General features: G+C 46.5%; 10 protein-coding genes, 1 other RNA gene and 3 pseudogenes. 8 read left to right on the top strand and 6 right to left on the bottom strand.

The window, feature by feature from the left end:
* Both IQ234_RS16445 and IQ234_RS22010 read left to right on the top strand, forming a co-directional pair.
* Positions 1 to 110 (top strand): annotated as a pseudogene (locus IQ234_RS16445) (IS630 family transposase); the annotation flags it as partial.
* A 245-nt stretch (positions 111 to 355) separates the two neighbouring features.
* Positions 356 to 746, top strand: a pseudogene (locus IQ234_RS22010) (transposase); the annotation flags it as partial.
* 193 nt (positions 747 to 939) lie between these two features.
* Here the strand turns inward: IQ234_RS22010 and IQ234_RS16435 are convergent.
* Entirely contained in the window at positions 940 to 1,125 is a 186-nt protein-coding gene (locus tag IQ234_RS16435) for a hypothetical protein (protein ID WP_002731861.1), read from the bottom strand.
* Positions 1,126 to 1,554: 429 nt separating this feature from the next.
* Here IQ234_RS16435 and IQ234_RS16430 point away from each other — a divergent pair, with 429 nt between their 5' ends.
* The 5 genes and pseudogenes from IQ234_RS16430 (at position 1,555) to IQ234_RS16410 (ending at position 6,084) form a co-directional block, all read left to right on the top strand.
* Entirely contained in the window at positions 1,555 to 2,085 is a 531-nt protein-coding gene (locus IQ234_RS16430) for a DUF4242 domain-containing protein (RefSeq protein ID WP_193957870.1), read from the top strand.
* Between the two features lie 12 nt (positions 2,086 to 2,097).
* On the top strand, positions 2,098 to 3,213 hold the full coding sequence (locus tag IQ234_RS16425; RefSeq protein WP_193957869.1) for an acyl-CoA dehydrogenase family protein: 1,116 nt from the start codon (positions 2,098 to 2,100) through the stop codon (positions 3,211 to 3,213).
* Positions 3,210 to 4,064 (top strand): annotated as a pseudogene (locus IQ234_RS16420) (ABC transporter ATP-binding protein). The gene IQ234_RS16425 and the pseudogene IQ234_RS16420 overlap by 4 nt, the downstream one beginning before the upstream one ends.
* A 4-nt stretch (positions 4,065 to 4,068) precedes the next feature.
* The gene (locus IQ234_RS16415; protein ID WP_193957868.1) at positions 4,069 to 5,301 is read left to right on the top strand and encodes an ABC transporter substrate-binding protein; all 1,233 of its coding nucleotides are present in this window, start codon (positions 4,069 to 4,071) and stop codon (positions 5,299 to 5,301) included.
* A 12-nt stretch (positions 5,302 to 5,313) separates the two neighbouring features.
* Positions 5,314 to 6,084 carry an ABC transporter permease gene (locus IQ234_RS16410; protein ID WP_193957867.1) on the top strand — a complete coding sequence of 257 codons (771 nt, stop codon included), beginning with the start codon at positions 5,314 to 5,316 and terminating at the stop codon, positions 6,082 to 6,084.
* A gap of 124 nt (positions 6,085 to 6,208) precedes the next feature.
* Here IQ234_RS16410 and IQ234_RS16405 read toward each other — a convergent pair whose 3' ends face one another.
* Both IQ234_RS16405 and IQ234_RS16400 read right to left on the bottom strand, forming a co-directional pair.
* The gene (locus IQ234_RS16405; RefSeq protein WP_193957866.1) at positions 6,209 to 7,588 is read right to left on the bottom strand and encodes a PPC domain-containing protein; all 1,380 of its coding nucleotides are present in this window, start codon (positions 7,586 to 7,588) and stop codon (positions 6,209 to 6,211) included.
* Positions 7,589 to 8,494: 906 nt separating this feature from the next.
* Entirely contained in the window at positions 8,495 to 9,541 is a 1,047-nt protein-coding gene (locus tag IQ234_RS16400) for a glucokinase (RefSeq protein WP_193957865.1), read from the bottom strand.
* A gap of 190 nt (positions 9,542 to 9,731) precedes the next feature.
* Between IQ234_RS16400 and IQ234_RS16395 the strand changes: the two genes are divergently transcribed.
* Positions 9,732 to 10,373 (top strand): hypothetical protein, encoded by a 642-nt coding sequence (locus tag IQ234_RS16395; protein WP_193957864.1) that lies wholly within the window; start codon positions 9,732 to 9,734, stop codon positions 10,371 to 10,373.
* 174 nt (positions 10,374 to 10,547) lie between these two features.
* Here the strand turns inward: IQ234_RS16395 and IQ234_RS16390 are convergent, their stop codons facing one another.
* From IQ234_RS16390 to ssrS, 3 genes are all read right to left on the bottom strand, one after another.
* On the bottom strand, positions 10,548 to 10,802 hold the full coding sequence (locus IQ234_RS16390; RefSeq protein ID WP_193957863.1) for a hypothetical protein: 255 nt from the start codon (positions 10,800 to 10,802) through the stop codon (positions 10,548 to 10,550).
* 52 nt (positions 10,803 to 10,854) lie between these two features.
* Positions 10,855 to 12,234 carry an NAD(P)/FAD-dependent oxidoreductase gene (locus IQ234_RS16385; RefSeq protein WP_193957862.1) on the bottom strand — a complete coding sequence of 460 codons (1,380 nt, stop codon included), beginning with the start codon at positions 12,232 to 12,234 and terminating at the stop codon, positions 10,855 to 10,857.
* 202 nt (positions 12,235 to 12,436) lie between these two features.
* A non-coding RNA gene (ssrS, locus tag IQ234_RS16380) (6S RNA) lies at positions 12,437 to 12,624 on the bottom strand.
* Positions 12,625 to 12,674: the final 50 nt, after the last annotated feature.

Here is a 12,674-nt window from a genome sequence, read left to right as displayed (position 1 = left end):
AGGCAAGAACTTACAAAGACTTAATAGAAGGGATTGAATTAGCTATGTTAGAAGTTACTCAAAAAGATATTCGCAATTGGTTTACTCACTGTTGCTACTGTACCTCATGAGTCAGAGAATTGCTATATACTTCGCACGTTCACAACTTAAACTTTTCCTTTAAAAGTAATCATCTAGGGGAAAGCTAGGCTGGAAAAACAAAAGATGATTAAGATAGAATTTAGTGAAAAGGAAGAAAAGTGTTTTATAATGAAAGGTTTAATCATCCGCATCCCAGAGTACCCCTCAATGGAAATACTATGGCTAAAAAGCTAAAAAATTACTCCTAAGCAAATTTGTCAATTAACTGGAATAGAATGCCCACTATCAAAAATGTAAAGTTGTTGAGGAATTGGCTCTTTTTTTGTTAATATAGTTTCTCTATTTTCCGCCTTATTCGCCTAATCTTAATTTAATTGAAAGGCTGTGTAAATTCGTTAAAAATAAATGCTTCTATGCCAAATATTATGAAAACTTTTCCGAGTTTTTTTCTGCTATTTATTGAAAAAATCGGCTCTAAAACCTCGCCTTAAGGCGAAAAGTCTTTGGAGCGGCGCATAAATCCCCGTTACAAAAGCGGACTCCTGCTCCCTGCCTTCGTTAAGGATGTCCGAATGATGCCTATTTGAAACCTAAAAATGAACTGGATTCCTTGCTAACTCCTACGATTTCAGAAGTTCAATAAATCTCAGATTATGACCATCTAAAATACAGACAACCAAAAAACTGGTGGTCTTATCTTTGCTGTCACCACAAGGTAAATGCCTACTGATGGACAGGAGACAATTCTTGCTCTTGCAGAAGCGGAGGCATCGAGATTATTGACAGCCGCCTCTGTGACAATTCTGGCACTTGTATCGCCTGTCCTGTGGCTCAAGTGACTATACTAAAATCGGTCAACTAGAAATGACGAGAAACGATTTTTTCAATAGTCGCCTGGGTATCCTGCAGTAGTTTCTCGCGACTATCTCTAGTATTAGTCAGACTAGGCACGAGATTACGAGCTTGTAAAGCCATGTGAAGTTGTAGTTGAGCCACATACTCGCGGATATCTTCGCGGGTTTCCGATTGGTTAGGATGAAACATAGAGAAACTGGAAGGGTCTGTCTAGCTGATGGGGTCTTGTCGATAACTCCTATACAAGTTATCACGAGAGCTTAGGTTCCAGTCAAGGGTCGGCTCCAACTCTACACATTTCTCAACACAACTTATCTCTCTTCTGTCATTCTAGGCAGAAGAGAGTCATACTAAATTCGGTTATTAAAAACTGATTATTTATTCCCCCTTTTGCCCCTTACCTTCTGCCTCTTGCTTCTCCTGATATGTAGCCTATGCTCAACGGATTTAGTACCCGTGGCACTTGACACAGACTGTGAGTCTCAGCCACCTGAGCAGGTCACGCATATCACCCAAGGCAAGGGTTCTGGCCGCGGCGTTTTGAGGCGCTTAAAAATATTGCTTTTTTTCTCCAAGACAGTAAACTTAAATGTATTGTAAATGTATTTCAGATGAATTATGACTCTATATCTAGTAGAGGATGATCGACGAGAAAGGACAAAAGAAGAGGTGAGCGAGATATGGTCGCGCATTGCCACACTCGCCTCAAAATCCCAGGGAGAGTTAATCGAGGCCCTAATCGGTGGAACGGAGGGGCGGTTATTCCTGATTATCAAAGCGATCGATCGCGCCTCCCTCGAACAAGTACTAGAAAACGCTGGGCTAAGTTGGCAACTAATCAAGGAAATGCGCTTGATTGGGCAGGACTTAGCCACTGTGCGAGAGCGCAAAGACAAAGCCAACTATCTAGTACAGTGGAATTTACCCCCGGGGCTAACGATGGAAACTTACCTGCAACGAAAAGCGGAGAAAACCCCCCTTTACACTCAAGTGCCGGAAGTCAGTTTCGAGCGTACCTATGTTTGCGAAGACTTGAGTAAATGTCTCTGTTTCTACGATAGTCCCGATGAAGCGGCGGTAAAAAGAGCCAGAGAAGTGGTCGGCGCACCTATAGATAGTTTGACCTCGATTGAAAATATTCACCCCTAGGAGAAAACAATTATGCTCGATCGAGGCTCCGAAATCCTTTCTTTTCTGGAAGAAAGAGCCACTGACCTCAACAACGGTACAGCTAATCTCAACGTCGGTTCGGCCCTAACCAAGCTAGGAGAATCGGGCTGGTTCGGCTATGCTATACCTGAAAGCTTAGGAGGCCAGGGTGGCTCCTTACTACAGGCAGTAGAGGCGATCTCCGCTGTATCCCAATGCTGCCTGACCACTGGTTTTGTTTTCTGGTGTCAGCGCGTCTTTATTCAATATCTGGCCGCCAGTAATAACACTTACCTACAAAACAAAATTCTACCTGCTGTTCTCAAGGGAGAGATAGCTGGGGCGACAGGACTCTCTAACGCGATGAAGTACCTCGGCGGGATCGAGGAGCTGCGTTTACAGGCAAAGATCGAGGGGGAAAACGTCACTGTTAATGGTTTCCTGCCCTGGGCCTCTAACCTCGACTCTAACGGAGAATTTATAGTGGCCGTTGCCGCTCAAACTAGATCGGGACAAACTCTTATCCTCGCCCTTCCCTCCTTCGCAGAGGGGTTAAAACGGGGTGAAGATCTACAATTATTGGGTTTACAAGCTTCCCGCACCAGTACCCTTGAATTCGATCGAGTTCAGTTATCTCACGACTGGATTATCAGCTTGGAAGCAGCAAAATTTTTACCCTCAGTCCGCCCCTGTTTCTTGCTGTTACAATGCGGACTGGCCCTTGGCATTACGCGTAAATCCCTTGGGGAGACGGAGAAAAATTTAGGGGGAAAGGCAGCGGTAACAAGCGATCGTTATTTCTTCGCCCGGGAGCGTCTGACTCGTCTAGAAAAGACAATCGAGCAATTCAGCACCCTAGAAAGCTTCGATCTCGGACGAACACGCCAACTATTCACCCTCAGAGTGGACATTACCCGGTTAGCGGTGGAATCCGTGGGGTTAGAAGCGGAAATTAAGGGAGGAAAAGGCTATTTCCGCAATAGCGACACGGCGCGACGACTGCGGGAGGTCGCCTTTTTACCTGTGTTAACTCCGAGCCTGATTCAACTGGAAAGAGAGTTACAACGTCAGTCCTCTACCGATAAAATTCTCACGGGCGAACTTGATCGAGCGGGGGTGAGGGAATGAGCGTCGCCACTGATTACCCCGTCCTCATCCTGAAAAATCTCCATAAACGCTATAAAACCCGCAATGGCTACCGTACCGTTTTTGAGGATATTAACCTACAGGTGCGCTCCGGTGAGGTGGTTTGTTTGCTTGGGGCCAGTGGTTGCGGTAAATCTACCCTCCTTGCCACCGCCGCTGGTTTGCAAAGTGCCGATGGCGGAGAAATACAATTGCACTCACGACCCCTACAAGCCCCAGACATCCGCAGCTCGATCGTCTTTCAATCCCCCGCCCTTTTACCTTGGTTAACCGTTTGGCAAAACGTGGCTTTTGGTTTGAAATTAAAGCGGATGCCCCGCCTCGATCATCAGCAATTACGGGACTTGCCCTGAGCCAAGTCGAAGGGAAGGGTTCACACCGCCGTTAAAAGCGTCAAACTAGAGGGCTTCGAGCGTGCCTATCCTCATCAACTATCGGGCGGTATGGCTCAGAGAGTTTCTCTAGCCCGCGTCCTCGCCCGCCGCCCCTCTCTCCTCCTCCTGGATGAGTTGACCCTGAGAGAAGCCGAAGGGCCGTTTAGCGCCCTCGACGCGATTACCCGTTTCGACTTGCCCTGAGCCAAGTCGAAGGGGATGCAAAAACTCCTCCTAGAAGTCATAGCTCTCTATCACAGCACGGTTCTCCTCGTTACCCACGACATCGATGAGGCCCTATTAGTGGCCGCTCGAGTTCTTCTCATGGGCCGTCATCCGGTGGGCATCCGCCGAGAATGGACCATCTCGATGCCGAAACCCCGTTTCGAGTCAGCGAAGCTTTTGAGTGATCTACGCCAGTCAATTTTTCAAGAATTAGCCCTTGTCATGACACTGTAAATCCATGAACCTACACGATAATTGTGCTTGTTGCGGCATGAGCCCTTGCCCTGAGCCAAGTCGAAGGGGTCGAGATTTTCTGAAACTTTCGGCATTGTTTACCAGTTCCTTCGGAGCAGCGATCGCCGCCGATAATTGGAATCTCCCGGTTAACGCCAATGCCAACGACCAGCCTGTGAAAATCGGTTATCTACCGATTACGGATGCCGCCCCCCTATTGGTGGCCCACTCGCGAAAACTTTATGAAGCGGAAGGTTTAACTACAGAACAACCACGCCTATTCCGCTCTTGGGCGCAGATTGTTGAGGCCTTTCTCGCTCGGCAGGTGAACGTTATTCATGTTCTTTTTCCCACCTCGATCTGGATTCGTTACGGGCGCAATTTCCCCGCTAAAATCGTCGCTTGGAACCATACCAACGGTTCAGCCCTCACCGTCCTTCCCGATATTGAAAATCCCAGGGAATTGGGAGGTAAAACGATCGCGGTTCCTTTCTGGTATTCGATTCATAATTTGGTCTTGCAACAACTCTTACAACGTAACGGGCTGAAAATAGTTCGCAAAGCCAAGGACGCGCCGATCGCTCCTAACGAGGTTAATCTCGTGGTTCTCCCGCCCCCGGATATGGTATCAGCCCTCGCCAATAAGAGCATCGGTGGTTATATCGTGGCGGAACCTTTCAACGCGGCGGCGGAAAATCTAAAAACCGGTAGGGTTCTCCGTTTCACCGGCGATGTCTGGAAGAATCACGCCTGTTGCGTCGTTTTTGTTCACGAGGAGGATATTAAGCAACGGAAACAATGGACGCAGCCGGTGGTCAACGCCCTCGTTAAAGCTCAACTCTGGTCCCGGGGCAATCGCTCGGAAGTGGCCCGGATTCTCTCTAAAGATGGTGGAAAATATACGCCTCACCCGCTGCCAGTATTGCAACGGGCGCTTACTTACTATGATCGCAATTTCTATAAGAAAGACGGAGCAATCCAGAATCCAGCTTGGCAGGTCAACCGGATCGATTTCCAGCCCTATCCTTTCCCTTCCTATACAGAGGAACTGGTACGCCTGCTAAAAACCACTCAGGTGGAAGGAAATACGGATTTTCTCCAAAAACTGCAACCCCGACAGGTGGCCCGGGATCTCGTGGATGACTCTTTTGTCCGTAATGCCTTGCAACAGGTGGGCGGACCGAAAGCTTTCGGCTTACCGAATAATCTCTCCCGCATCGAGACGATCAAGTTTTAGAGATCCGAACCTATGAAGTCACAATCTTTGACCTCCCCGCCAAGAGCTTTACTACCCTTATGGGGTATCGGTTTTGGATTATTGCTCTGGTGGCTATTTACCAGTCCTCTATGGCACTCAAACCCGATTTTAAATGATTTTTCCCCTGAGCGCTCTTTTGTCGCTTTATTACAGCTTTTTGTTGGGGGGGAGATTATACCCCATATCCTCACCAGTTGCCGCCGGGTTCTTGTGGGCTTGGTTCTCGCTAGTGCCATCGGTGTGCCGTTGGGGATATTAATCGGGTTGTATCGCTCCCTTGAATCGGCTTTGTCGGCCCTATTTCAATTTCGACCCATGATCTCGCCCCTTTCTTGGATGCCTTTAGCGGTGATGGTTTTGGGAATTGGTGATCTACCTGTGTATTTTTTGCTGACGGTGGCGGCTATCTGGCCGATCCTTCTCAATACGGCTGCTGGGGTTAACGCGGTTGATCGCTCTTGGTTGACTTTGGCCCGCAGTCTCTGTGCTACCCGAGGGGAAACGGTTTTCCAGATTATTCTGCCTGCGATCCTCTCCCATCTCCTAACTGGTTTCCGTTTGGCTATAGGTATTATCTGGATCGTTCTTGTCCCGGCGGAAATGCTGGGGGTTAGTGCGCGTTTGGGTTATTATATTCTCGATACACGCGATCGACTCGCCTATTCAGAGTTGATGGCGGTGATTCTCGTTATTGGCGCAATTGGTTATCTGCTCGATTGGGGTTTGCGTCTGGCTCATCGCTCTTGGACGCATCAAGATTAGCCTATTGGTTCGACTATTTCCCTAAACCTATTTTAATGATCCTATTCCGTCACCAAAAGTGCCGCCCCACGGGGGGCGGCGAATTCCCTTTGAGCAAGATTTATCCGACACCGAGCGGATTGAGCTAAATCACGGTTACACCTAAGTTATAGTTAGTGTCACCGCTGAATTGATAAACCTGTAAGTAATAGTCTCCGGTGCCTAATAAACGGTTAATAGACTCTGGGGAAGTTCCTAAATTAGTGGACGACGCAACAAGTTCCCCCGCGTCGAGAATACCATCCGAGTCGATATCCCGAATCAATCGTAAATCAGCGTCCGAACTTAGCCCGTTTACAACAGCGGTTAGCTGGCGACTACCGAAGACGCTAAAGCGATAGAAATCAGAGGTATCGTTGGAACCCACGAAATCCGACCGGTTGACCGAGCCAACAAGGGGACCTAAATTCTCTTGAGGGGCGAGAATATTACTGGGGTCAGCAGTGGATAAACGCAAGTTATAATTGGTGTCACCGCTAAACCGAAAGACCCTGGCGTAATAGGTGCCTGCTGGACGAGCATTGAAGTGGATATCCTCGGAATTTGTACCGCCTCTCGTAGAACTGCCGATTACCGTTCCCGCCGAGTTCAATAACTGAACATCCGCATCCGCAGTCAACTCGGTTAGACCGATATTGATATCGCTGGTGCCGCTAAGGGTAAAACGCCAGTAATCCTGCGTGTCCGCCAAGCCGACGAAATTGCTGAAGCTGACTGGGGTAGTGGTAAGCGTCCCGATATTATTGGCGGAAGCTAGGCTATTATCCTCCGTAATCAGACGCAGGGAATAGTTGGTGGTGCTAGAGCCGAATTGATAGACCTGAGCAAAGTAATTGCCCCCCGCCAAGGCGGTGATGTTGAGGTTTTCTGCTGCGCTTCCCCCCGAGGTGGAGGCAACGGTGACATCTCCCGCGTCAACAGTCCCGCTATTATTGACATCTCGGATGATCCGCAAATCCGCATCGGCACTCAACCCAGTCAGTTGAGCATTGACGTTAGCCAAAGATGCCACCGAGAAGCGGTAAAAGTCGGAGCTATTGTTAGGGTTAATTGAGCCAGCGCGGACAACAGCAGTATTTCCGATATTACCTAAATTCTCTTGAGGGGCGAGAATATTACTGGGGTCAGCAGTGGATAAACGCAAGTTATAATTGGTGTCACCGCTAAACCGAAAGACCCTGGCGTAATAGGTGCCTGCTGGACGAGCATTGAAGTGGATATCCTCGGAATTTGTACCGCCTCTCGTAGAACTGCCGATTACCGTTCCCGCCGAGTTCAATAACTGAACATCCGCGTCCGCAGTCAACTCGGTTAGACCGATATTGATATCACTGGTGCCGCTAAGGGTAAAACGCCAGTAATCCTGCGTGTCCGCCAAGCCGACGAAATCCGAAATGAATGTTGGAGTAAATCCGAGCGCACCGATAAATGTAGCTGTTGCTAGGGTATTGTTAGGTTCTGTCATGATAGTTTGACCATCCTAGTATTTTTCTTTTGCTGATTTTTTTACAAAATAATGATGAAGAATGACAACAGACACCTGAACAGTCTGTTAACTTCTTCCGAAAATAAGCGATAACCAAATGTGGAACTTTGGGGAGGCTTAATTAATGCAGAGCGTTTATAAAAGTAAGTTTATAAAAGTAAATAGTCTCCCGACAAATCCCCACCAGTCGAGTGATATGACTTACTGTCCTCATACCTCTCGCACCTCTAGTAAAAATGAATTCCTGCCAGCTATTCTTATTCTAAGCTTTGTACCCAAATACCAGGTTTATTTAACTGGGTAAATGTAATAATTTTTAATCTTTTTTATCTGAACTCATCGGTAACAGGCAAGGTCAACAAAGAGCATGGTAAGCTCATCTAATTTGCGATAAATTGTACTTGACAAAGATTTCTAAATAGGGTGGCAAAATCTCTATAGAACGGTCTCGCAACTCCAGCAGTCAGACTTAGCTGCTGCCATATCTGTATAATTTATCTGACATTCCGCACATCCTCATATACTTTTATATATTTTTACATTCCCCAAGATATTTTGACGAAAAACCTTCATTGTAGAAACTACTATTGAGAACACTTTCAATAACTTATTTTTTATGAGAAAAAATTACAATTCTTCATATTGATAAAAATCAATCATTGTGGCTATATTCCCCACTGGTAACGGGTTTTAAGCAATATATTACTAAAAACTATCAATTGAATGTTAAGAAGTGCGGAAAGTGGGGTAATAACTATATGCTTGAGAAGCTTTTGTCAAGCCTAATTGAGATGCTCTTACCCTGCCAATAAAAAGCAATCTGGGCCGCTTGCGGGGTGATCATATTCTGAAAATAATCCCTAGCCATCTCCACTAAACCCTCCCTCATAGCTGACTAGCGCAGTAAACCGCTCCCATCAGTCCCACTTGAGCATTAAGGACGATATGGACGGGAATATTGCCTAATAGCTCTGTCATGCGACCTTTAGCGCGAAAAGCCTTCATAAAGCTACCCTCGGTCATTAGGGGAAGATTTTTGGCCGCAATCCCTCCCGCAATGTATAATCCTCCGTAGGGAAGCAACTTCAGGGCTAAATTGCCCGCTTCCGCACCGTAGGCCTCGACAAAGATTTTCATAGTTTGATAACAGAGATAATCCGAGTCATCTTGGGCAAAACTGGCAATTTTAGCCGCTAAATCGACGGTTTTTTGCGGTTTATCCATTTCTGCTAACCAAGTGCGGTAAATTTCCGCCATGGCTGGCGATGACTGACTATAGTTACTATCGTGGAGAAATCGATAGATAGAAGTGATTCCAGGGCCAGAAACCACGCGCTCCACCGAAATGCGCTCGATATTATAGAGTTCCAAAAGATAATTTAATAGTTGATATTCTAAACTCGATCGAGGGGCAAAATCGGCGTGGGAACCCTCACTAGCAAACACCCGATATTTACCCTTCGACACAGGAATCAAAAAACCCTCTCCTAACCCCGTTCCCGCACCAATAACCGCAATCGGGGCCTCTGGTACTGCGGGGGCCGACTGTAGATTGTGCAGCTCCTCTGGGGCTAATCCTAACACCCCATAACCGATCGCCGCAAAATCATTAATTAATTTTACTCGCTCAATCTGCAGCTCCTGACTTAGGCGATCGCCAGTTAGGGACCAACTTAAATTAGTCAATTCGGAACTATTGTTAACCACAGGACCGGCAATACCGAAACAAGCTTTTGCCACCGAGGGAATAGTGGTTTGCTGGTCCAAAAACTGCTGGACGATCGGGACCAGATCGGGGTATTGTTCACTAGGATAAATTTCTTGATCGAGAGTAGTTAGCAGGGGTTGGGGACTATCCGGTGAGTTTTGGCAATCCACTAAACGCAGGATTGTTTTAGTTCCCCCGATATCTCCCCCTAAAAGAATCGTCATGCTGGTTGTCCCTCAGTTTGTCCCCATAATTATAGTTTTTTTACCGCTTCTCCCAGGCAAATTTAAGGGCAGCCGATTCTATACTATAGTTAAAGATGATAATGCCTAAGCCCTAATTAAGGATTGATTAATCGTCGCTCCGGGGTTGGAATGGGGATTTGCTAGAGGACAGAAAGAGGGAGAAATTAGCTTGGGTGTAGAACTTCGCAGTTACGTTTATCTTGACAATTTACAGCTTCAACACGCCGCTTACATCGGTACAGTCGCCCAAGGATTTTTACCCTTACCCGGGGATTCTTCCCTCTGGATTGAAATTTCCCCCGGCATCGAGATTAATCGCATCACCGATATTGCCCTCAAATCCGCCGTGGTTCGTCCGGGGGTTCTATTCGTAGAACGACTCTATGGACTCTTAGAACTCCATTCTAGCAGTCAGGGAGAGGTCAGGGCGGCCGGTCAGGCAATTTTGCAGTATTTAGGCGTTAGTCAGCACGATTGTCTGAAACCGCAAATTGTTTCTAGCCAAATTATTCGCAACATTGACGCGTACCAAGCCCAATTAATTAACCGTAGTTCTCGGGGTATGATGTTAATGGCAGGACAGACTTTATACGTTTTAGAAGTGCAACCGGCCGCCTACGCTTCCCTTGCCGCTAATCAGGCCGAAAAAGCTGCTTTAATTAATATCCTACACGTTACTTCCGTGGGCAGTTTTGGCCGCTTATATTTAGGGGGAGAAGAACGGGATATTATCGCCGGTTCCCGAGCGGCAGTTTCAGCTTTAGAAAATATTCAAGGTCGAGCTTTTCCGGGTAGCGACAAAAAAGAATAAGCTAATGAAGGCAAAAGGCAGGAGGCAATAGGCAAGAGGTGGTTAGATATGTCTAATTAATTGTGTCTAGCTACTTACTAAATCCCGTTGAAAAGGTATAGGATAGTGGGAATTGGGAAGAAGGGAGAGCAAGTCTGAGCATTTGTACTAAATAGATAAAAGGGGGATTTCGCCCTATTGGGGAGATTCAAAAATTAGTTCGCCATTATTCATTTTTTCAACGACTAAATGGCGATAGAGTGTCACTTGCCGGAGGATTTGGTCGGGATTATTTTTCTTATTAGAAAACATGATTGTTTTAATCGATTCAAATTCTATTCTTGTGATCACACCATCTTTGATCGCTCGTTCAATTTTAACCCGTAAATATTCTAATTCTTGGCTTTCCTCTGGGGTAATTTCTAGACTGTGAGGACGTTCTATTTTCATGATCGATTGTTCTTACCTGCTAACTGATAACTAGATAATCACGGCTATTTTTTCACACTTTCACAATCGGTGGAGAGAGAGTTTCCGTCTGGTTAGAAACGGCGAGATTATTATTATTTTGTCCGTTATTTTGCGGCAATTGTCCCGAGGCTAAATTCTGCCCCTCTCCCGTAATCAAACGAGCGCCACGACCGCGGGTAAAATAATTCCAACCCCATTGCACCATCACCACTAATTTATTATCAAATTCGATCAGATAGTAAATATGGGCCCAAACCCAGACTAACCAAGCGATGAACCCAGAAAACTTGACAAATCCCAAATCAACCACGGCCGCATTTTGGCCGATCACTGCCAGACTACCTCGATCGATATAATGAAAAGGTTGAATAGTTTGCCCTTTTAGGCGAGAAATTAGTAAATTCGCCAGATATTCGCCCTCCTGCATGGCTACGGGTGCAATTCCGGGTAAGGGTTTATCTCCCTGATGGGCAAAATTAGCCAGATCCCCGATCACAAAAATATTGGCATAACCAGCGATACTTAAATCGGGTTCGACGATTACCCGGCCGACGCGATCGAGATTTACCCCAGTTCTTTCGGCCAAAATTCGCCCCATTCTCGATGCTTTTACCCCCGCTGCCCATAAAATTGTTTCGGCAGCGATTTCTGTGGTTTTTTCTCCCTGACGGACGCTGACACAACCTTCAACAATATTGGTAACGATGCTGTTAGTTTGCACTGTCACCCCTAATTTTGCGAGAGAAGCGGCAGCTTTAGCGGATAAATCGGGTGCATAGGGAGGTAATACCCGATCCATCCCTTCTAAGAGCAAAATTTTCGCTTCTGTGGGGTTAATCTGGTGGAAATCAGACCTAAGCGCACCGTGGGCAATTTCTGCGATCGCTCCTGCTAATTCTACCCCCGTCGGTCCGCCACCGACAATCACAAAAGTTAATAAAGCTTGCCGCTTTTCGGCATCAATTTCTTTCTCGGCCTTCTCGAAAGCGAGATAGATACGACGACGCATTTCTACTGCATCTTCAATGGTTTTTAACCCGGGAGCGTAGGGCTGCCATTGATCATTGCCAAAATAGTGATGACTGACTCCCGTGGCAATAACTAATTGATCGTAGGCGATCGGTGGGTGATCTTCCAAGATCACTTCTCCCTTGACCGGATCTATATCTATGGCATGATCGAGGAGAATATCTGTATTGTCATGACCCCGTAGGATTAAGCGCAAAGGTGAGGAGATATCGGCCGGAGACAGCGCCCCAGTAGCGACTTGATAGAGGAGGGGCTGAAAAAGATGGAAGTTTCGCTTATCGATGAGGGTAACATGAACGGGGGCGTTTTTTAGGGCTTTGGCCGTGTATAAACCCGCAAATCCGCCGCCGATGATAACAACTCTTGGCTGTTTTTCAGTCATTGCTTAACAATAATTCATAAATTTTCCCCTAGTGTAGTCCGGATTGTCACAATTTAGCGGTGACAAGCGTTACCGAAAATAGCAGTCTTTACCCTAGAAAAAAATATAGATACTGGCTTTTTTGACCAACCAAGAGGGCAAAACTAAGGAAGTACAGGGAATCTCCCCAGAGTTTGACCTATACTATATGCTCGAAAAACTTGAAAAGACCGCTACGCCGTTTTACCTAAGTTTATGACCTGGGTTAACCAGGTGGGAACTTATATTCCGCGTTTCTGTTTCCGAGTACAAGCTCGGTTTACTACCACACGGATTGGTTATTCGCTCCCTTATCACAATCAAGCATAGATCAAAAAACTTGAAAGGCAGTCACCAACGTAGAAGCCCGATTTGTTTTCATCATAGCATTTTTTTTCTCAGAGGCAAGAGGGGTGATGGGG

It is taken from the genome of Microcystis aeruginosa LEGE 91341 (genome assembly GCF_015206885.1).
In the GTDB taxonomy this organism is placed as follows: Bacteria; Cyanobacteriota; Cyanobacteriia; order Cyanobacteriales; family Microcystaceae; genus Microcystis; species Microcystis aeruginosa_H.
Note: the sequence above shows the minus strand (reverse complement) of the source record. Positions and strands in the feature narration are given on the sequence as shown.

Excerpts from the sequence above, each read along its gene's own strand:
- IQ234_RS16435 (WP_002731861.1), bottom strand. The coding sequence starts at position 1,125 with ATGTTTCATCCTAACCAATCGGAAACCCGCGAAGATATCCGCGAGTAT.
- IQ234_RS16430 (WP_193957870.1), top strand. The coding sequence starts at position 1,555 with ATGACTCTATATCTAGTAGAGGATGATCGACGAGAAAGGACAAAAGAA.
- IQ234_RS16425 (WP_193957869.1), top strand. The coding sequence starts at position 2,098 with ATGCTCGATCGAGGCTCCGAAATCCTTTCTTTTCTGGAAGAAAGAGCC.
- IQ234_RS16415 (WP_193957868.1), top strand. The coding sequence starts at position 4,069 with ATGAACCTACACGATAATTGTGCTTGTTGCGGCATGAGCCCTTGCCCT.
- IQ234_RS16410 (WP_193957867.1), top strand. The coding sequence starts at position 5,314 with ATGAAGTCACAATCTTTGACCTCCCCGCCAAGAGCTTTACTACCCTTA.
- IQ234_RS16405 (WP_193957866.1), bottom strand. The coding sequence starts at position 7,588 with ATGACAGAACCTAACAATACCCTAGCAACAGCTACATTTATCGGTGCG.
- IQ234_RS16400 (WP_193957865.1), bottom strand. The coding sequence starts at position 9,541 with ATGACGATTCTTTTAGGGGGAGATATCGGGGGAACTAAAACAATCCTG.
- IQ234_RS16390 (WP_193957863.1), bottom strand. The coding sequence starts at position 10,802 with ATGAAAATAGAACGTCCTCACAGTCTAGAAATTACCCCAGAGGAAAGC.
- IQ234_RS16385 (WP_193957862.1), bottom strand. The coding sequence starts at position 12,234 with ATGACTGAAAAACAGCCAAGAGTTGTTATCATCGGCGGCGGATTTGCG.